21 protein-coding genes are annotated in these 26,476 nt (G+C 65.1%); 9 read left to right on the top strand and 12 right to left on the bottom strand.

All coding sequences use genetic code 11. The features are described from left to right. The first annotated feature begins 179 nt into the window (after positions 1 to 179). Positions 180 to 3,191 carry an ATP-binding protein gene (locus tag GGD40_RS30885; RefSeq protein WP_179746190.1) on the top strand — a complete coding sequence of 1,004 codons (3,012 nt, stop codon included), beginning with the start codon at positions 180 to 182 and terminating at the stop codon, positions 3,189 to 3,191. On the opposite strand, the gene GGD40_RS30880 is transcribed toward GGD40_RS30885, so the two are convergent. The 11 genes from GGD40_RS30880 to GGD40_RS30830 form a co-directional block, all read right to left on the bottom strand. Continuing rightward, positions 3,178 to 3,999, bottom strand: coding sequence for an alpha/beta fold hydrolase (locus tag GGD40_RS30880; RefSeq protein ID WP_179746189.1), 822 nt, complete (start codon positions 3,997 to 3,999; stop codon positions 3,178 to 3,180). The two genes, GGD40_RS30885 and GGD40_RS30880, sit on opposite strands and share 14 nt — an antisense overlap. Before the next feature lie 144 nt (positions 4,000 to 4,143). Continuing rightward, positions 4,144 to 5,901 (bottom strand): FAD-dependent oxidoreductase, encoded by a 1,758-nt coding sequence (locus GGD40_RS30875; RefSeq protein ID WP_179746188.1) that lies wholly within the window; start codon positions 5,899 to 5,901, stop codon positions 4,144 to 4,146. 56 nt (positions 5,902 to 5,957) lie between these two features. Beyond that, positions 5,958 to 7,493 carry an alginate export family protein gene (locus tag GGD40_RS30870; RefSeq protein ID WP_179746187.1) on the bottom strand — a complete coding sequence of 512 codons (1,536 nt, stop codon included), beginning with the start codon at positions 7,491 to 7,493 and terminating at the stop codon, positions 5,958 to 5,960. Beyond that, a complete protein-coding gene (locus GGD40_RS30865; RefSeq protein ID WP_179746186.1) occupies positions 7,483 to 8,430 on the bottom strand; it encodes a VOC family protein in 948 nt (315 codons plus the stop codon). The genes GGD40_RS30870 and GGD40_RS30865 overlap by 11 nt, the downstream gene beginning before the upstream one ends. A 106-nt stretch (positions 8,431 to 8,536) precedes the next feature. Continuing rightward, on the bottom strand, positions 8,537 to 9,211 hold the full coding sequence (locus GGD40_RS30860; RefSeq protein WP_373565379.1) for a YoaK family protein: 675 nt from the start codon (positions 9,209 to 9,211) through the stop codon (positions 8,537 to 8,539). 40 nt (positions 9,212 to 9,251) lie between these two features. Beyond that, on the bottom strand, positions 9,252 to 9,524 hold the full coding sequence (locus GGD40_RS30855; RefSeq protein WP_179710495.1) for a DUF1427 family protein: 273 nt from the start codon (positions 9,522 to 9,524) through the stop codon (positions 9,252 to 9,254). Positions 9,525 to 9,556: 32 nt separating this feature from the next. Beyond that, a complete protein-coding gene (locus GGD40_RS30850) occupies positions 9,557 to 10,198 on the bottom strand; it encodes an HD domain-containing protein (protein WP_179746185.1) in 642 nt (213 codons plus the stop codon). 215 nt (positions 10,199 to 10,413) lie between these two features. Further along, positions 10,414 to 11,883: a mechanosensitive ion channel family protein gene (locus tag GGD40_RS30845; protein WP_179746184.1), complete on the bottom strand. Its 1,470-nt coding sequence runs from the start codon at positions 11,881 to 11,883 to the stop codon at positions 10,414 to 10,416. Positions 11,884 to 11,922: 39 nt separating this feature from the next. Further along, the gene (locus GGD40_RS30840) at positions 11,923 to 13,791 is read right to left on the bottom strand and encodes an amidohydrolase (protein WP_035555183.1); all 1,869 of its coding nucleotides are present in this window, start codon (positions 13,789 to 13,791) and stop codon (positions 11,923 to 11,925) included. 64 nt (positions 13,792 to 13,855) lie between these two features. Then, positions 13,856 to 14,548, bottom strand: coding sequence for a hydrolase (locus GGD40_RS30835; RefSeq protein WP_179746183.1), 693 nt, complete (start codon positions 14,546 to 14,548; stop codon positions 13,856 to 13,858). 247 nt (positions 14,549 to 14,795) lie between these two features. Beyond that, positions 14,796 to 15,716 (bottom strand): LysR family transcriptional regulator, encoded by a 921-nt coding sequence (locus GGD40_RS30830; RefSeq protein ID WP_179746182.1) that lies wholly within the window; start codon positions 15,714 to 15,716, stop codon positions 14,796 to 14,798. A 130-nt stretch (positions 15,717 to 15,846) separates the two neighbouring features. Here GGD40_RS30830 and GGD40_RS30825 point away from each other — a divergent pair, with 130 nt between their 5' ends. The 6 genes from GGD40_RS30825 to GGD40_RS30800 all read left to right on the top strand — a co-directional run bounded on the left by GGD40_RS30825 (position 15,847) and on the right by GGD40_RS30800 (position 23,217). Beyond that, complete coding sequence (locus GGD40_RS30825) at positions 15,847 to 16,500, top strand: DsbA family oxidoreductase (RefSeq protein WP_179746181.1); 654 nt, start codon at positions 15,847 to 15,849, stop codon at positions 16,498 to 16,500. Beyond that, positions 16,497 to 17,645, top strand: a complete 1,149-nt coding sequence (locus GGD40_RS30820; protein ID WP_179746180.1) for an FAD binding domain-containing protein — start codon at positions 16,497 to 16,499, stop codon at positions 17,643 to 17,645. The genes GGD40_RS30825 and GGD40_RS30820 overlap by 4 nt, the downstream gene beginning before the upstream one ends. A 30-nt stretch (positions 17,646 to 17,675) precedes the next feature. After that, the gene (locus tag GGD40_RS30815; protein WP_179746179.1) at positions 17,676 to 18,890 is read left to right on the top strand and encodes an MFS transporter; all 1,215 of its coding nucleotides are present in this window, start codon (positions 17,676 to 17,678) and stop codon (positions 18,888 to 18,890) included. Between the two features lie 273 nt (positions 18,891 to 19,163). Next, the gene (locus GGD40_RS30810) at positions 19,164 to 20,441 is read left to right on the top strand and encodes a c-type cytochrome (RefSeq protein WP_179746178.1); all 1,278 of its coding nucleotides are present in this window, start codon (positions 19,164 to 19,166) and stop codon (positions 20,439 to 20,441) included. After that, on the top strand, positions 20,438 to 20,956 hold the full coding sequence (locus tag GGD40_RS30805) for a (2Fe-2S)-binding protein (RefSeq protein WP_179710511.1): 519 nt from the start codon (positions 20,438 to 20,440) through the stop codon (positions 20,954 to 20,956). The genes GGD40_RS30810 and GGD40_RS30805 overlap by 4 nt, the downstream gene beginning before the upstream one ends. Beyond that, the gene (locus tag GGD40_RS30800; protein ID WP_179746177.1) at positions 20,953 to 23,217 is read left to right on the top strand and encodes a xanthine dehydrogenase family protein molybdopterin-binding subunit; all 2,265 of its coding nucleotides are present in this window, start codon (positions 20,953 to 20,955) and stop codon (positions 23,215 to 23,217) included. Before GGD40_RS30805 ends, GGD40_RS30800 begins: the two co-directional genes overlap by 4 nt. Before the next feature lie 56 nt (positions 23,218 to 23,273). On the opposite strand, the gene GGD40_RS30795 is transcribed toward GGD40_RS30800, so the two are convergent. Further along, positions 23,274 to 24,656 carry an MFS transporter gene (locus GGD40_RS30795; protein ID WP_179746176.1) on the bottom strand — a complete coding sequence of 461 codons (1,383 nt, stop codon included), beginning with the start codon at positions 24,654 to 24,656 and terminating at the stop codon, positions 23,274 to 23,276. Between the two features lie 138 nt (positions 24,657 to 24,794). Here GGD40_RS30795 and GGD40_RS37110 point away from each other — a divergent pair, with 138 nt between their 5' ends. Both GGD40_RS37110 and GGD40_RS30790 read left to right on the top strand, forming a co-directional pair. Continuing rightward, complete coding sequence (locus tag GGD40_RS37110) at positions 24,795 to 24,920, top strand: hypothetical protein (RefSeq protein ID WP_257030630.1); 126 nt, start codon at positions 24,795 to 24,797, stop codon at positions 24,918 to 24,920. Positions 24,921 to 24,989: 69 nt separating this feature from the next. Then, positions 24,990 to 26,462, top strand: coding sequence for a benzaldehyde dehydrogenase (locus GGD40_RS30790; protein ID WP_179746175.1), 1,473 nt, complete (start codon positions 24,990 to 24,992; stop codon positions 26,460 to 26,462). The last annotated feature ends 14 nt before the right edge of the window (positions 26,463 to 26,476 follow it).

Here is a 26,476-nt window from a genome sequence, read left to right as displayed (position 1 = left end):
TAACCCGCCCGATCGCGGCGACGACTTTCTTACAAAGCATCGTACTTACATGCAAGACGCAAGGGTTTGGCTCAGGTAACTTCGAGCCTGCCAAACTCAGCCGCCCAGCCCGTCCAGTCCCGCCGGCACACCGTCGTGTTTCCCATGCACGTCCCCTATTCCTGAACCTGAAGAACATCATGATCGAAATAGGCAGCTTCCAGATCGATCTGGGCATGCGCACTTTGCGGAAGAACGGCGAGGTGGTGCATGTCGGGTCGCGCGCTTTCGACATTCTCGCGGTCGTCGCCTCCGCCGGCGGACGCCTCGTCACGAAAGACGAGTTGATGGACACCGTCTGGCCGAACACGGTCGTCGAAGAAAACAACGTTCAGGTCCACCTGTCGGCGCTGCGCAAAATCCTCGGCGCGGACCGCGATCTGATTCTCACGGTGCCTGGCCGCGGCTACCAGCTTCTGCAGCGACGCAAGAACGCGAGCGCCGCTCAGTTCGCCGCGCCGGTGAGCCACGCTCGCAGTCTGCCGCCGTCCAAGGCCGGATTGCAGGGACGTGACAACGCCGTCCGGCAGATTCGCGCGATGCTGTCGCAAACGCCTGTGTTGACCCTCGTCGGCGCGGGCGGCATTGGCAAGACGAGTCTCGCGATCGAAGCGGCTCGCCACACCGCGGACGACTTCAAAGAGCCGGTGAGCTTCGTCGAACTGGCTACGTTGAGCACCGAGTCCGACGTGCTCCGCGCCATCGCCGACACCTGCGGGCTCGACCTGCCCGAGCTGCCCACCGTGGCGCAGTTGGTCGCGGCGTTCGGCCAGCAACTCAGGCTGCTGGTACTCGACAACGCGGAGCATGTGATCGGCGCCATCGCGACGATCGTCGATGCGATCGTGGCCGGCAACGACCAGCTGCGGGTGCTGGTCACGAGCCGCGAACCGCTGCGCATTCTGCCCGAGGCGATCTTCCGGGTCGATCCGCTCGACGTGCCGTTACCGCAGGCGGGCGCGGCCGAAATTCTGCGCTGTTCGGCGGTGAAGCTGTTCCTGCAGCGCGCCAATTCGCTGCAAGGCGCCATTGGCGCGGACCCGGAGGAATTGCGCCTGGTCGGCGAGATCTGCCGGCGGCTGGACGGCATTCCGCTCGCGATCGAACTCGCCGCCGCGCGCGTCGTCGCGCTGGGCGTGGAAGGCGTGTACCGCCGGCTGGACGATCGCATGGCGATTCTGGCGGGCGGCTACCGCACCGCGCTGCCGCGTCATCAAACCTTGCGCGCAACGTTCGACTGGAGCTTCGCGATACTCGATACCGACACGCGGACGCTGTTCCGCCGTCTGGCGATCTTCGGCGGCAGCTTCACGTTCGAAGCGATGTGCGCGGTCACGTGCGACTCGGAGCATTCGGTCGCGAACGCGATCAGCGCGATCACGGAGCTGGTGGCGAAATCGCTCGTGAACGTCGAATTCGACGGACCGGTCGCGAAGTACCGCCTGTCCGAATCGACCCGCGCGTATGCATTGGAGAAGCTGGTCGCCGAAGGCGAGTTGCAGATCATCACGTCGCGCAATGCCCGCTATCTCTCCAGTTACTTCCAGGCACAAACGGACGAGAGCCAGCGCCACCACGCCACCAATCCGCAAGAGCGCCAGCAGACGCTCGAAGACGCACGCGTTGCCTGTGACTGGGCCTTTTCGCCCAACGGCGATGCGCGCGTCGGCGTCGAACTGGCGTCGAACCTGGTGGGTGCGTTGCTCGATGCGGGCCTGATCGAAGAATGCTGCACCCGCGCCACGCAGGCGGTGGACGCGCTCGACGCGCTACCCGCCGGCACCGTCGATACCGCCAGCGACATGCGCGTGCGCGCGGCGCTGGCTTCGGCGTTGCCGTATGTGTGCGGACCGGTGTCCAAAGCGGCGCAACTCTGGCGCGACGTGCTCGCGCGCACGGCCGCGACCGGCGACCAGGCGTTCCAGGCGCACGCGCTATGGGGCTTGTGGAACACGATGCTGTCGCTGGGCAACATCAATGAATCGATCAACGTGGCGAAGCAGTTCCAGCAACTGGCTGTCCAGCACGGCACGCCGTGGCAGAAGATTCTCGCCGACCAGATCGGCGCCATTTCGCAGCACTGTCACGGTCGGCATGCACTGGCCAAGGCAGGACTGGAGAACGTCGCTCAACGCATCGTGCAGATGCGGCGCGACGCACAGAGCGCCGGCTGTTTCGCGGTCGATCCCGCGGTGTACTGCAACGGCACGCTCGGCCGGATCGCGTGGCTGCAGGGCGACCCCGACGCGGCCACGGCGCTGATCGATACCGTCGTCGACACGATCCGTCCGGACACGCTCGAACCGTCGCTCACGCACGTGCTGGGCGCAACGGTCATTCCGTTCGCACTGATGTCCGGCGATCTGGCTCGCGGCTCGCGCTATATCGACATCATGCGATCGCAGGCGGCGCTGCACGGCTTCACGAACTGGCTGGACTATTGCGACTGCCTGGCCGCCTGCCACGACATTCTCGAAGGACGCGCCGGACAGGCGCTAGCGGTGCTCGACACGCGGCTCGACGCGTTGATGTCGCGCGGTTTCCGGCGCCTGATCACGCCATTTATCGTGGCGTACGCCGAGGCGCTGATCGAACAGGGGCGCATACCGGAAGCCACCACGCGGCTCAACGACGCGCGCGACTTTTGCCGCAGCAACGGCGAACTGTTTTTCCTGCCGGAAGTCTGGCGGGCATTCGGTCTGGCGGCTCAAGCCGAAGCGGCGCAGCACGCGAAAGCGAGCGAGGCTTATGAAGTGAAAATCGCGTCCGCATCCGCGTGCTTTTCGGAGGCGCGGCAGCTTGCCCGCGAGCAGGGCGCGAAGATGTGGGAATTGCGGGCGTCGACGGCCATGGCGCGTTTGCTCGACGCACAAGACCGCACGGAAGAAGCCATCGGTTTGCTGGCGCCGCTCGTGGCCGAGCTGCAACGCGCCGCCGGTACGTCCGATGCGAAGGCGGCGCAGGCCTTGCTCGGCAAGCTGTACAAACGCAGCGGCAAGAGCGACGCCAAGACCAGGAACGACGTGAAGGCCACCTCGAAGGGCGCGGTAAAAACCGTCCGCCAAGGCGCCGGCAAGAGCGGCGAAAAAGCCGCCTCGCGACGTCGACCGGCGGAGAATACCCCGCCGGCCTACTCCGCTACGACTGAATGAACTCCAGCAGGTCCGCATTCACGCGGTCCGCGTGCGTCACGCACAAGCCGTGCGAGGCGCCTTCGTAAATCTTCAGCCGCGCCTGCGGCATGAGCTTCGCCGTCGGCAGGCCGGAGATGCCGAGCGGCACCATCTGATCATCGTCGCCTTGCAGCACCAGCGCCGGCACGGTGACGCGCCGAAGGTCTTCGGTGAAATCGGTTTCCGAGAATGCCTTGATGCAGTCGTACACCGCCTTGATCGAGGTCTGCATGCCGTCGCGCCAGAAGGCGTCGAGCGTGCCTTGCGACACCTTCGCGTCCGGCCGGTTCGCACCGAACAGCGGCGCCGCGACGTCCTTCAGAAATTGCGCACGGTCGGCGCGCACGCCCGCGCGCATGCCGTCGAATACCGCCATCGGCAAACCGTCGGGATTCGCCGGTGTTTGCAACATGAGCGGCGGCACCGCCGCGAGCAACACCGCTTTCGCCACCCGCTTCGTGCCGTGGCGCGCGATGTAACGCACCACCTCGCCGCCCCCGGCCGAATGGCCGACCAGCATCGCGTCCTTCAGATCGAGCGAGTCGAGCAGCCCCGCGAGATCGTCCGCGTAAGTGTCCATGTCGTGGCCCTGCCACGGTTGCGACGAACGCCCGTGACCGCGCCGGTCATGCGCAATCACACGGTAGCCGCGCTCGGCGAAGAACATCATCTGCGCGTCCCAAGCGTCCGCGTTGAGCGGCCAGGCGTGGGAAAACACGATCGGCTGGCCCGCGCCCCAATCCTTGTAATAGATCGACGTGCCGTCCGTGGTGGTGAAGTAAGACATGATTCGTGCTCCGTGTGATGTGATAAAGCGGTCCGCGCGGTTGCGCCGGCGCTTAGGTCAGTGCCTGGGCCGGCGCTCGCGCACGACTTGTTTCGGGAGTCCGCAATAAGGCAAGCAAACAGGTCCTGCGCGCGAACCGCGGCGCTATGCGGCGACCGCAGCCGTCCGGCTCAGATACGCGTGAATCTGACTCACCACCGCCGCGCCGTCGCCCACGGCGGCGGCCACGCGTTTGGCCGATTCCGAGCGCACGTCGCCGACCGCGAACATGCCCGGCACGCTGGTTTCGAGTGGATAGCGCGCGTTCGCTTCCGGCGAGAGTCCGTGCTGTTCGCTGCGAGCGAATCCGGTGACGACGAAGCCGCGGTTATCGAGTTCGACACCGCTCGCGCCGAGCCAGTCGGTCTTCGGGTCCGCGCCGATAAACAGAAACAGATGCCGTGTTTCGATGGTCTCGTCGATCGTTGCGTCGCTCTGCTCGTCCTCGCGACGAATCCGCAAATGCGTCAGGCCGGCTTCATCGCCGTCGAGTCCTTGCAGCACGCAACGCGGGCACAGCGTCACATTGGGCAGCGAGCCGATTCGGTCGATCAGATATCGCGACATGCTCGAGCACAGGTCCTCGCCGCGAATCAGCACGCGAATGCTGCGCGCGAAGTTGGCGAGAAACACCACCGCCTGGCCGGCCGAATTGCCGCCGCCCATCAGCACGATGTCCTGCCCCTTCACCAGCTTCGCTTCGATCGTCGATGCCCAGTAGTAGGTGCCGCGTCCTTCGAAGTTTTCGAAGCCCGGCACCGACGGCTTGCGGTACGCCGCGCCGCTCGCCACCACGACCGTGCGGGCGCTGATGCGCTGCCCGTCGAACAGCGACAGCACGAACAAACCGTCCTGCCGCTCCACGCACAGGACCTTGCCGGGAATCGCCAGATGCGCGCCGAACTTCAGCGCCTGCTGGAACGCGCGCGCGGCGAGCGCCTGACCGGAGATGCCAGTCGGAAAACCCAGGTAGTTTTCGATCCGCGAACTGGCGCCCGCCTGGCCGCCCGGCGCGCGTTGATCAAACACCGCGACCGACAGACCCTCGGTCGCCGCATAGACCGACGCGGCGAGTCCCGCTGGTCCCGCGCCGACAATCGCGACGTCGTACACATGCGAAGGCTCGAAGGTCGGCACCAGCCCGAGACATGACGCGAGCTGCGCCTCGTCCGGCGCGCGCAGCACCGAACCGTTCGGGCAGAACACCAGCGGAAAATCGCCGGGGCCCGTCGTCATGCCGCCCAGCAGCGTGATCGCTTCGGGATCGCTGCGTGCGTCGATCACCATCGCCGGATACGCATTGCGGCGCAGAAAGCCTTGCAGTCTGACGAGACGCGCATCGTCGCCATTGCCGACGATAATCGGCCCGAGCCCCTGCTCGATCAACCCGAGCCGCCGCAGGATCAGCGCACGCATGATGTGCTCGCCGAGTTGCGCGTCGGCGACGATCAACGCACGCAGCCGCTCCGGCTCGATCACGAGCGTCTCGACCTCCGTCAACGCAATGCCGTCGATCAATGCCGGCTTGCCGGACAACTGCGCCATCTCCGCCATGAAATGGCCGTCGTCATGTTCGGTGACGAGCGTCGCGCGGCCGAAACTGTCGCGCGACTCGATCCGCACGCGCCCATGCAACAGCACGAACAGGCCGAGCGCCACGCGTCCGGTTTCGAAGATGAACTCGCCCGCCTTGAACGACATCGGCCGGGCGAAGCGCCGCAGACTCTGAATCTCCGCCGCCGACAGGCGCGGGAACATCTGATGCTGCCGGTATTCCAGCGAGGAAAACGGAAACTCGAGTTCCGACGACGCGGCGACTGCCGCTGCGTCGGCGGCGGCGGCGGAAAAATCCGGGGTGCTCATGACATGACCTCTTCTAGCGCGTCATCGTGACGACGGAATGCAAACCCTGCGGCTCTCTACCAGCCGAACTTGAATTCGGCGCCGATATAGTCGGCATTGCGCGCGCCCAGATCGCGCAGCGACGGTCCCACCTGGAAATGCACCGCTTCCACGGCCGCGGTGAGATTGGCGGCGACCGCATAGTCGGCGCGCAACTGCGTATAGAAACCGGTCCAGCCAGTACCGTGACCCGCCGTGCCCGGCACGACCGCCGAGCCTTGCTGATAGACGGCGTCGGCGGTGGTCTCGCGCCATTGCAGACCCACGCCCGCGAGCAGCGTCAGCTTGCTGTTCGGCTTGAGCGTCAGCGTCGGCTTCACGTGAATCAGGTTCGCGTAACCGGTGTAGCCGGCCAGCGCGAAGTAATAGCCGTTCGGAAACAGCGGATTGAACGTGCCGATGCGGCCGTCGCCCGGATGGTTGTCGCCCGAGGCGGCATCCACCTGCACGCCGAGACGCGGCGTCCACGGCGCGGAGGCCAGCGTGTAACCCGCCAGCGATCCGACCGCCCACGCGCCGATCGTTTTATTGCCCACGTGCCCCGACTGATACATGCCTTCGACGTCCCAGTCGATATGCCCGAGCGTGCCGGCATAACGCGCGTCGAACACGTCGCGATGCTCGTTGCCGGTGGCATCGAGAAAGCGCGCGTTGTTACGGTTGTAGCGCGAGTAATACGCGGATACGTCGCCGGGTCCGACGCCTTTGCGCTCCACCCGCACACCGCTGAACGTCAGGTCGCGGTTGGACACGTCGTCGAAATCCGAGTTGTCGCGATACTGCACCGGCTGCGACGCGTACGCGATCCAGCGCCATGGGCCGGTCTCATAGTCGGCCCAGACGGCGTCGAACGCCTGACGCACGTTCGGGCCGTCGCGCACGGAAATGAATCGCTGCAAGTCGAACGCCATTTCCTGGCGGCCGACGCGGAACTTGAACGTGCCCGGCCCGAGCGGTTCCGTAATCGCGACGAACGCCTGCCGCAAGTCGAGCGGATTCTTGTCGACCGGCGTGACGTTGTCCTTGCCGTAGGGCTGCGCGCTTTCGAACTGCGTGAATATCTGCACATGCGGGCCGAGGTGCACGTCGGCGTGCACTTCGAGTCGCTGCAGCAGATAGGTATCGTCGTGTCCGCTGCCCAGGCCGAAGAGCGGCGCGTCGTTCATCTCGACCCGCTCGCGCCACACCATGCCGAGCGAAATATAGGCGTCGGGGTTCCCAAACAACGGAATGTACTTGAGCAAATCGAACGGCTTTTTCGGCACGCACGGATTCGCCAGCACCGACCAGTTTTCCTGCCAGCGGTTGAACATGATCACGGGACGCGCGCACGACGCAGCCGGCGTGGTGGCGGCCACCACGGTGTCGCTGCCCGCCGCGGTATCGTCCGCGCTGCCTAGCGCGGTATTCACCGCGGCCGCGGCCGGCAGCGCCGCCGCCAGCCCCGTGCCCAGCAGCAACGCACGAACCGCGCGCAACGCGCTGTCGCGCCGCCCCCGGCGCTCAGCGCGCGTCGACGCCGATCGGTTCACGACGACGGCTTCATTGACCATCGTGCACTTCGGCAATGTATCCGCCCGGGAATTCGAGCATCGCGGTCTTGTGCGAGCCGCTGGTGTACGCCGGATAGAGCACCTTCGCACCGGCCGCTTGCGCACGTTCGAGCGTTTGCGCAACGTCGGCGACCGCGTAGCCGGTGGTCTCACGTCCGAACGGGAACGGCAGCTTGCCGTCCGTCACGAACACGACCATGCGGCCGAAACCCGAACTGATCTGAATCTCGCGCACCGTCTCGCCCGGACGGCCGATCACGCCGGCATCCGCGCGCGGATTGTCCGACACCACCTTGCCGTGCGAGAAGTGCAGCCAGCGGCGCACGAAGTTATTCGCTTCGTAACGCGACACGTACACGCGGTTATCCGGCACGCTCTGAAGCGGCGCATAGTTCGGCGCCTTGGTGTGCCAGTAAAGCTGCATCGTCAGACCGCCCGGCCATTGAATGATCGCGTCCTTGCCGATCGGGTCGTCGAACGAATCGACCAGCACATCCGCGCCGGCCGCGCGCGCGGCTTTCACGGCCTGATCGATGTCGGTGACGAGGTAACCGGTGCGCTCATTGCCGAACGGATACGGCACCGGCGTTTCGAAGCCGAACACCGACAGCATGCCGACCGGCGTCTGCACGTATTGCGACGCGGTCTTGCTCGGCGTCGGCGTGACCGTGAACACGGCGCGCGGCGACGCCTTGCCGCCGAACGTCGTGATGAAGCTGGTGACGAACGCGTCGAGGTCGGCGTCGGCCACGTACACGTGGGTCGTGTCGTACTGCGCCCCGACCGACACGTCGGGGTGCTTCACCAGCGCCGTCTTGGCGCCCGGCACTTCCGCCGGGCCGGCATCGGCGAAGGCGGACGAAACGGGCGCGAAGCCGATCAGCAGCGCGGCGGACAGCAGCGCGAGAGGACGAAACCGATGCAGCGATTTGAACATTTGGATTACCCGATTGTGTTAGCAACGATTGAACGACCAGCCTCGGCACCGCGAGGCCGTATGGGTTGATCTGCGGAGAGCGGCGCGTCCGGCGCCGTGGCGCGAATCATGTCGCGGCCCGCCTCTTCCAGGCCAGAAACAGCAGCACGGCCACGGGCAATGCCACGGCGACGAACGACACCTGCACAAAAGCCAGCGCGCCGGCCATTGCCCCGACGGCGAAACCGCCCATGGCGGCGAGCGTCGACTTGAGCCGTCCGCTCACCTTCTGCCCGTGATCGCCTTGCGTACCGCGATGAATCAGTTCGACCACATCCAGCACCACCTGCGTGACGTTGCCGGTCATCACCGTATTCGGCAGGCCGGTCACCTGCAGCAGCCGGCCGCGCGCGTTCTGCACGCCCATGGCCATGGTGCCCAGCACGCCGCAAATCAACACCATGGCGGCGCTCACATCCGTGATCGGCGTCGCCAGCATGCCGGTCACGAGAAACGACGTCAGCAGCGCGGCCTGCAGCAGATACAACGCGCTTGCCGCCTGCGCCGCGTGGTGGCGCTCCAGAAACTTGAAAATCACACTGCTCATGGCAATGCCCGCGATGAACGACGGAAACGCCAGCAGCTTCAGCAGCACGCCTTGGCCCACACCGGCCACTTCCGCGCCGATCAGCACGAAGTTGCCGGTCACATGCGCGGTGAACAGGCCGAACAGCGCGATGAAGCCGAGCGTGTCGACGTAGCCCGCAATCAGCGCGAGGATCGTGTCTTCGTGCTGGTTCACCCGCGCCGCTCCGTTTTGTGCGAGCAGTCCACGCGTGCCATCAGCCGCCGTCCTTCGGCGCGCCCGGCGTGACTGCCTTTTGCACCGCGCCGCCGTTCGCCTGCGCGACTTGCACCGGTTGCGGCTGGGTCTGACTCTGCGTTTGTTCCTGCGCGAAGAACTGCGCCTTGACGACCGGTATCGCGTGCTCGCCCAGCACCATGCCGAGCAGCCCAGCAAGCGCGATCAGCGGCGGCGCCGGCGACTGCACTTTCAATAGCCAGTACAGCAATCCGACGCCGAAACCGACGCCCAGTGAAATGAGGTAGCCCATGCTTTGTTTCCTTTCCAGAATCCACTTCAATTTCAATTCGACCAGTCCGAACCCAGCACCAGTCCACAAAAATTCAGCCGGCGATAGTTCGGATCCCACCGGTCCAGCACGTCGGCATTCACGGTCCCGTACGTCGTCGCGGGACGATGCTCCATGCCGCGCGCGTACGCTTCGATCAGCTTCTTCTTGAAGCCGGATTCGCGCGGATACGCCTGCACGATTTCGTCGCGCTGCTGCGCGGTGAATTCGTCGTAATGCTCGCCGCGCACGTCCATCTGCACACCGGCGCTGATCATCGCCACCAGCGGCGACATGTACTGCGGAATGCCCGGCGTGGTATGCAAGGCAATCGCCGTCCAGACTTCCTTGATGTCGCTATCGGCCACGGCGTACTGCTGCAGAAACTCACGCGCGGCGTTCGCGCCGTCCACTTCGAAACGATGCAGCGAGTTTCGATACTTCAGATTCAGCCCGGCGTTGTGAAACAGCGCGCCAACGTAGAGCAGTTCGGCGTCGAACGTCAGGTTGTCGCGGTGTCCCGCCAACGCCCCGAACAGAAACGTGCGCTGCGCGTGATGGAACATCAACTCGGATTCCACGCTGCGCATCAAATCGCTTGCCGCCTGAGCCACTACGCCATCGGGAATGTCCACGCCGGCAATGGTTTTCTTCATCTCAAGTCTCCGTATGGGACGTCCCCGCCGTGGCGCGCTCCGGCGCTGACGGGGCGGCCTCGCCGCCAAGCCAGGCGGGACGAAACGAGGTCAGGTCCACTCCATTGCAGCGTAACGAGTTAACCCCATTAAGACTTTGGCACTTTCTTAAAAAGACTTAATCGACGCGACCGTTATGCCGAACCGATCAAAGCCGCGCACGTCGGGCGTGACCGTCACAGCGTCAACTCGTGGAAGCGCCGCACGCCGTCGCGAATCCATTGCAGCAAGCCACCGGGGTTGTCCTCCACGCCGTGCGGCGGCGCCAGCAACAATTCTTCAGTGGCGTGGTGTTCCGACAGCAGACGGCACATCTCCTTCGCTACATCGGGGCGCCGCTCGAGCACCGGCGTCAACGCGGTCTTATCGAGCCGGAACACGATGGCGCGGGTTGTGGCGCGCACGATCACCGCCGTCCTGACGCCCGCCAGAATGCCCGACTGGCCGATCGAATCGCCGGGCGCGAGGCGCCGCAACTCGACCTCGCCGCCGTCTTTCGAGACGACCGCCTTGGCCACCCCTTGCGCGAGAATGTGCAGTTCGTGGCCGCTCTCGTCCGCGGCCGTGTAAATGGTTTCGCCGACATCGAATTCGTGCCGGGTGAGCTTCGCGGCAAGTTCGTTCAGTTCGTTGTCTTCGAGCGTGCGGAAGATCAGCACGTTGCGCAGCAGGCGCTGCTTCTCGGTGATGCCGGCGGGCGCCGGCTCGGGCACCGACAGCGGCTGCAACAGCACGCCGCGCGACGCCAGATGCCGGTGCGCGAGATCGAACAGGTCGTTGCGCACCTCGATTTTTCTGTCGAGCTCAGCGACGTAGCAGACGATCTCGTACTCGATCGCGTCGTTGGTTGCGCGCCGCACGCTGACAACCGGTTTGGGATCGTCCAGCACGCCTTCGGCGCTCTGCGCGGCGTTCGACAGCGCCGCCAGCACGAGCGCCGGCCGGATCGACGGTTTGATCGGCAGCACGACGCTGATGCCATGCGTATGCGACGGCTGATTCGCGTTGACGATGTTGGTGCGCGCCGCCACGCTGTTCGGGATCACGACGATATTGCCCTGGCCGTTCAGCAGGCTGGTAGCGCGCCAGTTGCTCTCGATCACCTTGCCTTCCACCTCGCCGATGGTGACCCAGTCGCCAATCCGAAACGGCTCGGTGGCGTTCAGCACGACACCGGAAAACACGTCGTTCAGCGTGCTCTGAATCGCCAGCCCGAGCACCACGGCTAACGCGCCGGAAGTAGCGAGCAGCCCGCGCACCGGCAGTTGCAACACGAAGGCGATCGCGCCGACCGCGGCGGCCAGAAACAGCAGCGCGCCGAACACGTCCTGAAACAGCCGTTCCTTGTGCCACGTTTCGGGCAGCACGGTGCGATCCAGCACGATGGTCAGCAGCCGCGCACCCTGTAGCCACCAGACCACTTCCAGCACTTGCGCGAGCAGATGACGCAGCGGTTGATCGGGCCACGGCGCCGCACGCAGCGGATTCATGCCCGAACTGAACAGCACGTAAGTAGACAGAGCGAACAGGAGCGCCCGGAAAGCGAGGCGCGCCTGATCGCTCGTGCGGATCATGAACCGCCACGCGAGAAAATCGAGCACCAGAATGCCGAGGCCGAACAACACGCCATCAGTCAGAGTCGGCATACAGCTCCTCGCTCGCGGGGTGGATTGAACCGGTAACGCTCAGAAAGCGAAGCAGCTACATCCCAGCGCGCCCCAGAAGCCGTTCGAATCGCTGACCGGCACGTTCTTGCGCCACGCCCAGCCGTGCGCGTGAGCATGCACGCCGCACAGATTCACGCAGCCGTCCACGCAGGCCACCGCGGTGGGTTTGTAGCGGCTGTAGCCACCGAACTCCGCGACCGGCGACCACGACGGGCTGACCGGCAGCGCGGGCGGGGCGAGCGGCGCGAATTCGTCGTCGGCGTAGACGACCTTGCCGCCCACCACCGTCATGACCGATTCGAGGAACTTGATGCGGCTCTCGTCGACGCTGAAGTAGTCCTCGCTGAGCACCGCGAAATCGGCGAATTGGCCCGGCACCAGCGCGCCCTTCTTGTCGTCTTCGTTCGAGAACCACGCGCTGCCCACCGTGTAGCGACGCAGGGCTTCCATGCGGTCGAGCCGGTTCTCGGCCGAATACATCTGCGTGCCGCCCACCGTCTTGCCCGACACCATCCAGTACAGCGAGACGAACGGGTTGAAGCTGGCGACGCGTGTCGCGTCCGTACCCGCGCCGACCGGCAGGCCGGCGTCCAGCATGTGGCGGATCGGCGGCGTGCGCTTGACGGCCTCTTCACCGTATTGCTGGATGAAGTACTCGCCCTGGAAGGCCATACGATGCTGGATCGCAATACCGCCGCCGAGCGCGCGGACGCGCTCGATATTCTGTTGCGTGATCGTTTCGCAATGGTCGAAGAACCAGCGCAATCCGTTGAACGGAATGTCGGCGTTGACGCGTTCGAACACGTTCAGGAAACGCTCGATCGACTCGTTATATGTGGCGTGCAGACGGAACGGCCAGCGGTTCGCCACCAGCAGGCGCACCACCGCTTCGAGTTCCACTTCGAGCGTGTCCGGCAGATCGGGGCGCGGTTCGAGAAAGTCTTCGAAGTCCGCCGCCGAGAACACCAACATTTCGCCGGCGCCGTTCACGCGTAAAAAATCGTCGCCGTCGCCGGGCTTGGTCACTTTCACCCACTTCGCGAAATCTTCGATTTCCTTTTTGGCGTTCTGCGTGAACAGGTTGTAGGCGATCCGCACGGTCAGTTCATTGTGCTTCGCCAGGTCCATGATCACGGCGTAATCGTCCGGGTAGGCCTGGAAGCCGCCGCCCGCGTCGATCGCGCTGGTCACGCCGAGACGGTTCAACTCGCGCATGAAGTGCCGCGTGGAATTGCGCTGATCTTCCGGCGGCAGCTTCGGACCCTTCGCGAGCGTCGCGTACAGGAGCCCGGCGTTCGGCCGTGCGATCAGCATGCCGGTCGGATTGCCGCGCTTGTCGCGCTGAATCTCGCCGCCCGGCGGATTCGGCGTGTCTTTCGTATAGCCGACCGCGCGCAACGCGGCAGCATTCAGCAACGCGCTGTCGTACAGATGCAGGATGAACACCGGCGTATCCGGTGCGATGGCATTGATTTCTTCGAGCGTCGGGCCACGGCGTTCAGCGAACTGGAATTCGTTCCAGCCGCCCACCACGCGCACCCATTGCGGCGCCGGCGTGCGGGCCACCTGCTTGCGCAACATGTCGAGCGCGTCCGCGAGCGACGGCACGCCGTCCCAGCGCAGTTCAAGGTTGAAGTTCAGGCCGCCGCGAATAATGTGCAGATGCGAGTCGTTCAAACCGGGAATGACGGTGCGCCCCTGGAGGTCGACATGCCGCGTCTTGTCGTTGACATGCCGCATCACGGCGTCGCGGGAACCCGCGGCGACCACGCGGCCATCGGCGACGGCGATCGAATCGGCGAACGAACGCTTGTCGTCCTGCGTGGCGATCTTGCCGTTGAAGAAGACGACGTCGGCCGGCGTCGGCGCGGAAGTACTGGAAGTCATGGCGATCCTCATAGGGAGCGCTCCGCGTCGAATGCGCGGAGCTAGTCAGGGCAAGCGGGCGTGCTTACTTCGTCTTCGCCGGCACTGCCGCCAGGATTTCGTGCTGCTGCGCCGTGCGCTGAGCTGCCTTGTGAACCATCGTGTACGCGTAGTCGACGCCCATGCCGTACGCGCCCGAATGCTCCTTGACGAGCTTCATGATCGCGTCGTACGTTTCCTTGTGCGCCCAGTCGCGTTGCCATTCGAGCAGCACCTGTTGCCACGTCACCGGCACCACGCCGGCCTGGATCATGCGTTGCATCGCGTAGTCGTGCGCTTCTTTCGACGTGCCGCCCGACGCGTCGGCAACCATGTAGATTTCGTAGTCGCCTTCGTCCATGGCGCACAGCGAGAAGGTGTTGTTGCACACTTCGGTCCACAGACCGGCCACCACCACTTTCTTGCGACCGTTCGCCGCAAGTGCGTCACGCACCTTCTGGTCGTCCCACGAATTCATCGACGTGCGTTCGAGCACCTTGTGATCCGGGAACACGTCCAGCAATTCCGGGTACGTGTAGCCCGAGAAGCTTTCCGATTCCACCGAGGTAATCGTGGTGGGAATATTGAATACCTTCGCTGCCTTTGCGAGGCCGACGACGTTGTTCTTCAGTGCTTGACGATCCATCGACTGAACGCCGAAAGCCATTTGCGGCTGCTGGTCGATGAAGATGAGCTGGGAGTTTGCCGGGGTCAGCACTTCGAGTTTCGGATTAGCCATGACTATGTAAGTCCTAAAAGGGTGAGTTGACATGGGAGACATGCCGCACTTGCCTGAAGTGCGTGAAAAACTGAAACCAGTCTAGCCACGGCGTTTATCAACGTCCTTGTTGAACCCCTTAATCATTCTTAAAAAATATCAAGCTTCAGAACCCACGGCGGATGCGTTGCGCGTGCCGCCCTCAGAACTATTCATTTTTTTGCAGGACATTAAGCCGGCGCTCTTTCTACACTTCGGTGGCCGCTGTTCAGCCTTCGAGCGCACCTTGCAGCCGCGCTTCGAGAAACTGCACGAGCGTGCGCACTTTGCTGGAGTGACGGCGATTCGGTAGATACGCGGCATAGACGACCGCGTCGCCCTGATGCGGGCTGGCGTCGAAATCTTCGAACAACCGCATCAGACGACCGGCGCGAATCTCGGCGCTGACCTGCCACTCGGGCAGCAACGCAATGCCGCGGCCCGCCATTACCGCTTCGAGCAGGATGTCGAGACCGTTCGACAGCAAACGCCCACGCACCTCGACGCGCTCTTCTTCGCCGTCGCGGTCGAAGGTCCACATCTGACGCGTGCGATAGCCGCCGCCGTACGCGACCCGCAGACATTCGTGGTCGGCCAGTTCCTGCGGCGTGCGAGGCGTGCCGTGCTGTTCGAGGTAGCCATGGCTCGCGACGACGTAGCGCGGATTGTCGGCCAGCTTCCTGGCGATCAGGTTGGGGTCGCGATCCAGCCGGCCGATCCGGATCGCCACGTCGATCCGTTCGAGCGCGAGGTCGAGAAAGTTGTCGGCCACCACCACGTCGAGAAAGACGCGCGGATGGTCGGCGAGAAACGCCGCCAGGTGCGGCGCGAGTCTTAAGCGGCTAAAGGTGGACGGCACCGAGATGCGCAGCGAGCCGACCGGCGACGCGCCGCTGTCGAACACGCTCTCGTCCGCCTCGGCGAGATCGTCGAGCACCTTGCCGACCTGCTCGACGTAGGCGATGCCGGCGTCCGTGAGACTGACCTTGCGAGGCGTGCGGGTCAGCAGCGCGGAGCCGAGCGACGCTTCCAGCGAGTCCATCAGGCGCGTGACCGACGAAGTCGCCACGCCAAGACGCCGCGCGGCCTTCGAAAAGCCGCCGGCATCGGCGACTTCCAGCAGCGTTTTCACGGCAAGGAATTTGTCCATGGTCGGTATCGGTTTCGGTGTCGATAGAGGTTTGGTTGCAAAAAACGCAACGCGGGTTTGCATTTTAGTCCCATTCCGCAACACAAACGCAACGCATAAGCTGCATCCGTTACCTAGTGAGGGGTGCAACATGCAAGCCATTCAGGTGGAAGTTCATTACGACTTTATTTGCCCGTGGTGCTGGATCGGCCAACGGAATCTTTCCGCGGCGCTGGCCGACGCCGGCGTCGGCGAGGCCGTGTCGATTCGCTACGTGCCATTCGAGCTGAACCCGTCGATGCCCGTGGAAGGCATGGAGCGGCGCGCCTATCGAACCCTCAAGTTCGGCAGTTGGGCACGCTCGCAAACCATGGACGCGCAGGTGACGGCCGCCGGCCTGAGCGCCGGCGCGGCATTCGACTACGACCGCGTGCTGCGCACGCCGAACACGCGTCTCGCGCATCGGCTGATGCAGTTCGCGCAGTGCCGCAATGAGCCGCGCACCACGGCCGCGCTGTATCAGGCCATCTATGCCGCGTACTTCGCCGAAGGCCACGACATCGGCTCGCTCGACACGCTGGTCGCGATCGCCGCCGAACACACGTTCGACGCGGACGAAGTGCGCGCTTATCTGGCGAGCACCGCGGGCGATCTGGAGGTCGACGCGGCGCGCGAACGAGCCGACCGGCGCGGCGTTCAGGCGGTGCCCACGATCGTGATCGACGACCACGCGATCAGCGGCGCGCAGCCGCCCGTGGTGTTCACTCAGGCCCTGCGTGCGGCAGCGCGGAGGGACGCAGCATGAAAGCCCTCGAGCAACCGCGTGCCGTCGTGATCGGCGGCTCGCTGGGCGGCCTGTTCACGGCCACCACACTGCGCGCGGCGGGCTGGCGGGTCGACGTGTTCGAAACCTCGACCCACCAACTCGACAGTCGCGGCGGCGGCATCGTGCTTCAGCCGGACGTGCTGGACGCGCTGCAGTTTGCCGGCGTCGCGCTGCCGGACCCGCCGGGCGTGGCGTCGGGCGAGCGCATCTATCTGGATCGCGACGACCGCCGCGTCGAGCAGTTATCTATGCCGCAAATGCAAACGTCGTGGAGCCTGCTGTATCGCGCCATGAAAGAAGCGTTGCCCGTCGAGTCGCAGCACGCGGGCGAGACCTTCGGCGATTTCCGCATGAACGGCGAGCAGATCGTCGCGCAGTTCGAAAGCGGCCGCAGCGAGCAGGCCGATCTGCTGATCGGCGCCGACGGTATCCGTTCGACGCTCAGGCGGCGGCTGTTGCCCGAGATCGTGCCGGCCTATGCGGGCTATGTCGCATGGCGCGGACTCGTCGAGGAACCGAACCTGCCGCTGCAGGCCGCGAACACGCTGCGTGAGCGCTTCACGTTTCAGCAGGGCGAAGAACACTCGGCGCTCGCCTATCTGATTCCGGGCGAGCGCGACTCGACCGCGGTCGGCGAACGTCGCTGGAACTGGGTGTGGTATCGCAAGTACAGCCGCGAGCAGCTCGATAGTTTGCTGGTCGACCGGTACGGCCATCCGCGGGCGTTTTCGTTGCCGCCGGGCTCGACCAAGCGCGCCGACGTCGCCGTGTTGCGCGACGACGCCGCGGCCTTGCTGGCGCCGACGTTTCGCGCGCTGGTCGACAGCACGGACGATCCGTTCCTGCAGCCGATCGTGGATCTGCGCTCGCCGCGCATGGTGTTCGGCCGCGCGGTGCTGCTCGGCGACGCCGCCTCGGTGCCGCGTCCGCATACGGCGGGCAGCACCGCGAAGGCCGCCGCGAATGCGCATGCACTGGCGCGGGCGTTGTCGTCGACATGGCAGAGCGGTGTAACGATCGACGCCGCGCTCAAGCGCTGGGAAAACCAGCAGTTGCAACGCGGCCGCCTGATGACCGATCTCGGTATTTCGCTCGGCGACCGGGTGATGAACATCGCTCGCTGAGTTCACGTTTTTTCTTTTTAGGGAGTTGCAATGTCAACCCAGGCATCCACGACGGCGAGCGGTATCGGCCACGTCAAACTGACACGCGGATTGATCGCGCTGTTCGCATTCTGCTGCGGCGCGATCGTCGCGAATCTGTACTACGCGCAACCGATCACCGAACTGATCGCGCCGGACATTCACATGTCCACCGGCACCGCCAGCCTGATCGTTTCGCTGACGCAGATCGGCTATGCGCTCGGCCTGTTCTTCCTCGTGCCGTTGGGCGATCTGCTGGAGAACCGCAAGCTGATGATCGCCACCGCGCTTGTTTCAATTGCGAGTCTCGCCGCCGCGACCTTCGTGCATCACGCCGGCTGGTTCCTCGCGATTTCACTGCTGATCGGCTTCAGCTCGGTCGCCGTGCAGATCCTGATTCCGCTCGCCGCGCATCTCGCGCCGGACGAATCGCGCGGCAAGGTGGTCGGCACGATCATGAGCGGCCTGCTGCTCGGCATTCTGCTGTCGCGGCCGATCTCCAGCGTGGTGGCGGGACACTTCGGCTGGCGCGTGGTGTTCGGCGGCGCCGCCGTGTTGATGGCGATCGTCACGAGCGTGCTCGCGCTGACCATTCCGCGCCGCCAGCCGGATCACAAGGCGACCTACTTCGAGCTGATCGGCTCGCTCGGCCACCTGGTCCGCACGATGCCGGTGCTGCGTCACCGCTCGCTGTATCAGGCACTGATGTTCGCTTCGTTCAGCCTCTTCTGGACCGCGATTCCGATCGAGTTGACGCGGCAGTTCGGGCTCTCGCAGACCGCGATCGCGATCTTCGCGCTGGTCGGCGCGATCGGCGCGACCTCGGCGCCGGTGGCGGGACGTCTTGCCGATGGCGGCCATACGATGCGCGCCACGCTGATCGCGCTGGTGGTGGGCGCGCTCGCTTATACGCCGGCGTTGATTCATCCGGCGTGGGGGGTGTTCGGCCTGGTCGCGACCGGTATCGTGCTCGACTTCGCCGTGCAGATGAACATGGTGCTCGGCCAACGCGAGATCTATGCGCTGCACGCGGCGAGCCGCAACCGGCTGAACGCGCTGTATATGACCAGCATTTTTGTGGGCGGCGCATTCGGTTCGGCGTTGGCCAGTCCGCTGTATGAGCATGGCGGCTGGACCCTGGTCGCGACTGTTGCCACCGCCTTCCCGCTGATTGCGCTCATTCACTATCTCGTGATCGGTCGGCCGCACGCAGCGCGGATTGCATGACGCTTTCAGTTTCGATTCAAGCAGCAAGGCGTCCGGACGGCATCGCGCCGTTCGGATTAACAAGTATTTAGTCCGGCTTCAGGAGTTCTTAGTGCGTTGGCGATACGCTAACGCTACCGAGTCAAACACCGGCACGACAACCCATCGTTGCAATTAAAAAACCGTGCCGTTCCACTCGTTGGGATCCCACGGCGACGGCGCTCGTCCCCACTCGCATGCACTACCCAGCGCATGCGTTTTCTTTAAATCAAGACTTCAGTGAGAGGTGCGTGAATGACCCGCAAGTCGAAACTGCTGGCGGCAGGCGGCGTGGTCATCCTCGCCGCGCTGACCGTTTTCCTGCTGCTGGCGTGGAACCCCGCCATCGATCCGATCGCGCCGCCGGCCGCGACGTCGTTCGACTCGCAGACGCGGCTCGCGGGCGCGCGTGTCGTGGCGCTCGGCGATTGCATCGTCTGCCATACCGCGAAGGGCGGCAAGCCGTTCGCCGGCGGTCTGCCGCTCGCCACGCCGTTCGGCACGATCTACGCGACGAACATCACGCCCGATCCCGAGACGGGCATCGGCAACTGGTCGCTCGACGCGTTCACGCGGGCGGTCCGTCACGGCGTGGCACGCGACGGTCATCTGCTGTATCCCGCGTTTCCGTATATCCACTTCACGCGCATGTCCGATCACGATGTCGCGGCGGCCTACGCGTATCTGATGACCCGTGAACCGGTCCACGCAACCGCGCCCGCCAACGACCTGATCTTCCCGCTGAATTTCCGTCCGCCGCTGGCCTTCTGGAACGTGTTGTTCCTGCGTCCCGGCGAGCAGCAAGCGGATGCGTCGAAAGACGCGCAGTGGAATCGCGGCAAGCTGCTGGTGGATGGCCTCGGGCACTGCGCGTCGTGTCATTCGCCGCTCAATGCGATTGGCGGCGAAAAGCTGGGCCATGCGTTCGATGGCGGCGTGGTCGACGGTTGGGAAGCGCCCGCGCTCAATGCGCTCGGCGCGGCGCCCAAGCCGTGGACCCAGCAGCAACTCGTGACCTATCTGCGCACCGGCCGCGCCGGCGAACATGGCGCGGCGGCCGGTCCGATGCTGCCCGTTACGCGCGATCTGGCCACCGTGCCGGAAGAAGACGTGCAAGCGATCGCCTCTTACATTCTGTCGATCCAGAAGCCGCAACCCGCACTCGCCAACGTGGCGGCCCAAGGCGCGACCTCGCCCGGCGCGCAACGCGGTGCGCTGCTGTTCGCCGCCTCGTGCGCGCAGTGCCACGGCCCTGCCGCGCCGATGCAATCGATCGGCGAACGCCCCACCCTCGCCTTCAGCACCGCGATCAACGCGACCACGCCGCGCAACACCGCGCAGATGATCCTCAGCGGCAACGGCTGGCAGGGCGAGGACAGCATGAACTACATGCCCGCCTTCAGCGAGGTCTATAGCGACCAGCAGATCGCCGATCTGGCGTCCTACGTTCGCGCCGCGTATTCGCAGCGCGGTCCGTGGCAGGACGTCGAGGCGACGGTCGCGAAAGTCAGAAAGGAGAACAACGCGCGATGATCCACCTTACCGTCAATGGCGTGCAACACACGCTCGATATCGATCCCTCCACGCCGCTGCTCTACGCGCTGCGCAACGACCTGCATCTGCATGGCGCGAAGTTCGGCTGCGGACTCGGCCAGTGCGGCGCCTGTACCGTGATCGTCGGCGACAAGGCGACGTTCTCGTGCCTGATTCCGGTGTCGGCGATCGGCACGCGCGCCGTGCGCACGATCGAAAGTCTCGGGACGGCCGAGCATCCCGGCCCGTTGCAGAAGGCGTTTATCGATCACCAGGCGGCGCAGTGCGGCTACTGTATCGCCGGCATGATCATGCGCGCGCAGGCGCTGCTCGATCGCAATCCGCGCCCTACCGAGCGCGAATTGCTCGACCATATGGAAACCAACCTCTGCCGTTGCGGCACGCACACACGCATTCTCGCGGCGATCCGCGAAGTCGCGCATTTGCCGGTACCGGATACGGCGGCTACGTCTGCCGCAACTTACGGCGCGGTGGCTCACGGAGGCGCGCAATGAGCCTCGATCACGACGACGTCAACGAAGGACGCCGCCGCTTCCTGATGTCCGGCGCGCTGGTGGTGAGCTTCAGCCTGTTCCCCGGCGTCAGGGCGATGGCGCAGGAAGTGATCGCCGACGAAGGCGCGGCCGTGCATATCGGCAAAGCGACCCAGACGCTGGCCGGCAGCCTGAAGACCAATCCGTATCTCGACGCGTGGATCAAGATCGATCCGGCCGGCAAGGTGACCGTCTACACCGGCAAGGTGGAACTGGGCACCGGCGTGCGTACCGCGCTGTTGCAAGTCGCGGCCGAAGAGCTCGACATGGCGCCCGCGCTGATCACGTTCCTGACCGCCGACACCGGCGCGTCGCCGGACGAAGGGCTCACCGCCGGCAGCCACACGATGGCCGATAGCGGCAGCGCGTTGCTGAACGCCGCCGCCCAGGTGCGCGGTCTGCTGGTCGACGCCGCGGCCGCTAAGTTTGGCGTGAGCAGCACGGTGCTGAACGTGCGCAACGCGGTGATCAAAACGCCCGACGGCCGCAGCATGACCTACGGCCAGGCGGTGGGCTTTGTCGATCTGCATCGTCTGGCGACACCGTCGTCGCCGCTGAAAGATCCCGCTACCTTTAACGTGATCGGCACCTCGCTGCCGAGACTCGACATTCCCGGCAAGGTGAGCGGCGGCGTGAGCTACGTGCAGGACATCACGATGCCCGGCATGCTGCACGCGCGCGTGGTCATGCCGCCCGTGTACGACGCCCAACTGATGCAGACCAACACACCCGAAATTCTGAAGATGCCGGGCGTGATCAAGGTGATCCGCGACGGCAGCATGCTCGCCGTGGTCGCCAAAGGCGAATGGCAGGCCGTGCAGGCACAGCGTGCGCTCGCGGCCGGCAGCCAGTGGAGCGGCGGTCGCACGCTACCCGATCCGGCCACCGTGCATCGCGATCTGAAGACGATCTCCACGCAGCACATCGAGATCGCCAACACGCACAGCGCGGCGGGCGCACCCGTCAAAACGCTTAGCGCGAAATACACCAAGCGCTACATGCTGCACGGTTCGATCGGGCCGTCCTGTTCGGTCGCGCTGTTCAAGGACGGCGTGATGACGGTGTGGACGCATTCGCAAGGCGTCTACCCGCTGCGCGACGGCCTCACTGAAATGCTCTCGCTGCCCAAGGAGCAGGTTCGTTGCATCCACATGGAAGGCTCCGGCTGCTACGGCCACAACGGCGCGGACGACGTCGCCGCGCACGCCGCACTGATCGCGCGCGAGTTGCCGGGCCAGCCGGTGCGGGTGCAGTGGATGCGCGAACAGGAGCACACGTGGGACCACTTCACGCCCGCGATGGTCACCGAAGTGAGCGCGTCGCTCGACGCGGGCGGCAGCATCGTCGACTGGAACTACGCGCTCTGGAGCAGTTCGCACAATGAGCGGATCGTCAACGCGGGTCGGCTCCTGCCGGCGCGCATGCTGGCGAAGCCTTTCGTCTCGGCGCCGTCCGTGCCGATGGTGCAGCCCGAAGGCGGCGGCGACCGCAACGCGATTCCGCTGTACACGTTGCCGAACGTGCACGTCATGAACAATTTTTCGCCGACCATGCCGCTGCAAACCTCGGCGATGCGTTCGCTCGGCGCGCACATGAACGTCTTCGCGATCGAAACCTTCATGGACGAACTGGCCGCCGCTGCGGGCGCCGATCCGGTCGCGTTCCGGCTCAAGCATATGCAGGACCCACGCGCGCATGACGTGATCAAACTCGCCGCCGAAAAATTCGGCTGGCCGCGCGCAGCGCGCAAGCGTAATCACGGGGTCGGCTTCGCGTTCGGCAAGTACAAGAACCTGATGGCTTATGTCGCGATGGCCGTGGAGATTTCCGTCGTGCCGGAAACGGGTCAGGTGATGCTCGAACACGCGGAAGTCGCGGTGGACTGCGGGCAAGGCGTCAACCCGGACGGCATTCGCAACCAGATCGAAGGCGGCGTGCTTCAATCGGCCAGCTGGACGCTGTATGAGGAACTGAAGTTCGATACCTCGCGAATCCGCAGCTTCGACTGGAGCAGTTATCCGATCCTGCGGTTTTCGGCGGTGCCGCGTGCCGTGAACGTGCATCTGATCAACCGGCCCGGCATGCCGTTTCTGGGCGTCGCCGAAGCGTCGATGGGTCCGACCGCAGGCGCGCTCGGCAATGCGTTGTTCGATGCGACGGGTCAGCGTTTGCGTGATTTGCCTTTGGCCGGCGAGAGTTTGCGCAAGCGGATCGATGTGTAGCCATGCGGTTGCGGTTGTGGTTGTGGTTGCCGTGGGTGCTGCGCGCGGTCGCTGACTCACGACAGGCGGCAGGGTTCCGCGTCAACCGGGCGCGACGCCACCCACCACACGCAGGCGGCGATCGTCGATAGCGTCACGACGATGCCCAGAATCACGTTCATCGCCTGCTGAAACACGTGGGCGGTGGAAATGAACGTGCCGAAGATCGCCACGCCCAGTGCGGAGCCGCTTTGACGCGCCGAATTCAACACGGCGGCGGCAATCCCCGCGCGATTTTTATCGACGGTACCGAGCGCGGGCGAGGTCGCCGCTGGTGAAATAAAACCGGACGCCATGCCAATGGCGAGCATCGGCACGACGGCGACCCAGTAAGGCGAAGCGGCGTTCGCGAGGCTCATGCCGAGGGCGCCCAACGCGTACAGCGCGAACGCGATACACATCGACTCTCTCGTGCCCAGCCGCTTCACGACCCGGCTCGACAGCAGGCCGCCCAGCGCGACCATACCGGTCATCGGCAGGAATGCGAGGCCGGTGTCGAGTGCGGAATAACCGCGCGCCTGCTGGTAGAACAGGCTGAACGTGAACAACATGCCGTAGAAAACAAACGCCGACACCAGCGACACCAACGTCGACGCCGAGAACAACGCATTGCGGAAAAACTGCATCGGCAACATGGGATGCCGGGTCCGCGTCTCGATCACGAAGAACGCGAGCCACGCGACGCCACTGATCGCGATACCCGCGACGATCGGCGCGGATTGCCAGCCGAGCCGATGCCCTTCGATCAGCACGCCGATCACCGTACCCAGCGCGACGATTCCCGCCAGTTGTCCCGGCAGATCGACATGCCGCGTTCCTGGCGACGTCGTGCGCTCGACCGCTTGCGCGAGCCAGATGCCGGCGAGCCCGATCGGCACATTCACGAAGAAGATACTGCGCCAGCCGAGCAGATGAATCAGCAGCCCGCCGATCAACGGACCGGATGCCATCGCCACACCGCCGCAACCCATCCACAGACTCACGGCTGCGGCGCGACGCGCGGGAAGCGGATACGCGTCGTTGATCAGCGCGAGCGAACACGGCACCAGCATCGCGCTACCGACGCCCTGCAACGCGCGCGCCAACGTCAGCGTCGTGAGGTCGGGCGCGAATCCGCACAGCACCGAGCCGAGCACGAAAACAGAAAGCCCGGTGAGGTAGACGTTGCGCGCGCCGAGTCGGTCGCCGAGCGTGCCGCCGGTCATCAGCAGACTCGCGAAGGTCAGCGTGTAAGCGTTGACGACCCACTGGAGCCCCGCTATGTTGCTTCGCAGCGTACGGCTGATTTCCCCCAGCGCCACATTGACGATAGACGCGTCCAGCAACACCACCGTGTAGCTGATACAGGTGGCGGCGAGCACACGGGACGCGGCGCTGCGAGTCGGCGCGAGCGCGGCCACGATCAGCGGACGGCCGCGTTGGCCGCGGCGGTTTCAATGGCGAAATGAAGGTTCGCGGTCACGGGGCGTCCAGGTCGAAAGAAGTTGAGACGAGTGTAGAGGCCGCCCGCCTGCCGATGCTTCGACACGAATCGAAGCATGCTCATGCATTTCGATCACCACGCGCGCACTGTTCGGAAACTGGACACTTTCGCGCCGCCCGCCCTGTCGCCGCAGCGCTTTGCGCCGCTGGAACAAACACCGATAGCGGCCGCCACGGCGTAGCGCCTATCTTCAGCGACCGGCGGACCCTGCATGGGTCCATAGCCAACTTGCACTGTTTCAGGAGATAGCATGAGCGTCACTCTTCCCTCGCGGTTACTCGACAGCGACCTCTGGCAAGCCCGCCTGTTCACCGGCGACTGGCACGCCGGCAGCGCCGAAGCGGAGGTGACAGAGCCGGCCACCGGCCAGCGCCTGGGGCGTATCGGCATGGCCGACGCCGCGCTGATCGGCGAATCGGCGGCGAACGCGTCGCGCGCGCAGCCCGCCTGGGCCGCGCTGCCCTACGACGAACGCGCGGCCGTGCTGCGCCGCGCGGCGCGGATGGCGGAGACGTACTTCGACGAGATCGTCGAATGGGTGGTCCGGGAAAGCGCTTCGACACGCGCGAAAGCGGGCTTCGAAACCGCCGTTACGGTCAAGGCGCTGCATGAAGCGAGCAGTCTGCCGTCGCGTTCCGCCGGTGAAGTGCTGCCCTCGGTGCCGGGACGCCTGTCGTTGGCGCGCCGCCGTCCGCTCGGTGTGATCGGCGTGATCTCGCCGTTCAACTTCCCGCTGTATCTGGCCATGCGCGCGGTCGCGCCCGCCATCGCGCTGGGCAATGCCGTCGTGTTGAAGCCGGATCCGCGAACGGCCGTGTGTGGCGGTTTTGCGATCGCGCGTATTTTCGAACTTGCCGGCTTGCCGAAGGGCGTGCTGCACGTCTTGCCCGGCGACGGCGCCGCGGGCGCGGCACTGACCAGCGACCCGCACGTGGCAATGATCCAGTTCACCGGTTCGACGGCGGCGGGCCGCAAGGTCGGCGAAGCAGCCGGCCGGCATCTGAAGAAAGTCTCGCTCGAACTGGGCGGCAAGAACTCGCTGATCGTGCTCGACGACGCTGACCTCGAACTGGCCGTCGCCAATACCGCCTGGGGCGCGTACCTGCATCAGGGGCAAATCTGCATGGCGACTGGCCGTGTGCTCGTGCAGCGCAAAATCTACGCGGCCTTCGTCGAGAAGCTGGTCGCGAAAGCCGCCAGCCTGACGGTCGGCGATCCAGCCACCGCCGACGTCGCGTTAGGTCCGCTGATCAACGCCGCGCAACGCGATCACGTGGTGCGCGTGGTCGCCGACGCGCAGCAGGCCGGCGCGATTCTCGAGACCGGCGGCCACAGCCGCGAGTTGTTCTTCGAGCCGACCGTGCTGAGCGACGTCACGCCGGACAACCCAGCGTTCAACGAAGAGATCTTCGGACCGGTCGCGGTCGTCGTGCCGTTCGACAGCGACGAGGATGCGATTGCGCTCGCCAACCGCACGGAATACGGGCTCTCGATGGCGATCGTCACGGCGAATGTCGGCCGCGCGCTGCGCATGGGCGAACGCCTGCGCACCGGCCTGCTGCATATCAACGACCAGACCGTCAACGACGAGGTGATCAATCCGTTCGGCGGCGTGGGGGCATCGGGCAACGGCACCAGCATCGGCGGCCCGGCGAACTGGGAAGAGTTCACCCAGTGGCAGTGGCTCACGGTCAAGGGCGAAGCGCCCTTCTATCCCATCTGAAGCACGCCAAGGAG

Source organism: Paraburkholderia bryophila (assembly GCF_013409255.1).
In the GTDB taxonomy this organism is placed as follows: Bacteria; Pseudomonadota; Gammaproteobacteria; order Burkholderiales; family Burkholderiaceae; genus Paraburkholderia.
The sequence above is the reverse complement of the archived record's forward strand: the minus strand, read 5'-3'. Positions and strand labels throughout refer to the sequence as shown.

Coding starts and splice junctions, on each gene's coding strand:
- GGD40_RS30885 (WP_179746190.1), top strand. CDS start 180: ATGATCGAAATAGGCAGCTTCCAGATCGATCTGGGCATGCGCACTTTG.
- GGD40_RS30880 (WP_179746189.1), bottom strand. CDS start 3,999: ATGTCTTACTTCACCACCACGGACGGCACGTCGATCTATTACAAGGAT.
- GGD40_RS30875 (WP_179746188.1), bottom strand. CDS start 5,901: ATGAGCACCCCGGATTTTTCCGCCGCCGCCGCCGACGCAGCGGCAGTC.
- GGD40_RS30870 (WP_179746187.1), bottom strand. CDS start 7,493: ATGGTCAATGAAGCCGTCGTCGTGAACCGATCGGCGTCGACGCGCGCT.
- GGD40_RS30865 (WP_179746186.1), bottom strand. CDS start 8,430: ATGTTCAAATCGCTGCATCGGTTTCGTCCTCTCGCGCTGCTGTCCGCC.
- GGD40_RS30855 (WP_179710495.1), bottom strand. CDS start 9,524: ATGGGCTACCTCATTTCACTGGGCGTCGGTTTCGGCGTCGGATTGCTG.
- GGD40_RS30850 (WP_179746185.1), bottom strand. CDS start 10,198: ATGAAGAAAACCATTGCCGGCGTGGACATTCCCGATGGCGTAGTGGCT.
- GGD40_RS30845 (WP_179746184.1), bottom strand. CDS start 11,883: ATGCCGACTCTGACTGATGGCGTGTTGTTCGGCCTCGGCATTCTGGTG.
- GGD40_RS30840 (WP_035555183.1), bottom strand. CDS start 13,791: ATGACTTCCAGTACTTCCGCGCCGACGCCGGCCGACGTCGTCTTCTTC.
- GGD40_RS30835 (WP_179746183.1), bottom strand. CDS start 14,548: ATGGCTAATCCGAAACTCGAAGTGCTGACCCCGGCAAACTCCCAGCTC.
- GGD40_RS30830 (WP_179746182.1), bottom strand. CDS start 15,716: ATGGACAAATTCCTTGCCGTGAAAACGCTGCTGGAAGTCGCCGATGCC.
- GGD40_RS30825 (WP_179746181.1), top strand. CDS start 15,847: ATGCAAGCCATTCAGGTGGAAGTTCATTACGACTTTATTTGCCCGTGG.
- GGD40_RS30820 (WP_179746180.1), top strand. CDS start 16,497: ATGAAAGCCCTCGAGCAACCGCGTGCCGTCGTGATCGGCGGCTCGCTG.
- GGD40_RS30815 (WP_179746179.1), top strand. CDS start 17,676: ATGTCAACCCAGGCATCCACGACGGCGAGCGGTATCGGCCACGTCAAA.
- GGD40_RS30810 (WP_179746178.1), top strand. CDS start 19,164: ATGACCCGCAAGTCGAAACTGCTGGCGGCAGGCGGCGTGGTCATCCTC.
- GGD40_RS30805 (WP_179710511.1), top strand. CDS start 20,438: ATGATCCACCTTACCGTCAATGGCGTGCAACACACGCTCGATATCGAT.
- GGD40_RS30800 (WP_179746177.1), top strand. CDS start 20,953: ATGAGCCTCGATCACGACGACGTCAACGAAGGACGCCGCCGCTTCCTG.
- GGD40_RS37110 (WP_257030630.1), top strand. CDS start 24,795: ATGCTCATGCATTTCGATCACCACGCGCGCACTGTTCGGAAACTGGAC.
- GGD40_RS30790 (WP_179746175.1), top strand. CDS start 24,990: ATGAGCGTCACTCTTCCCTCGCGGTTACTCGACAGCGACCTCTGGCAA.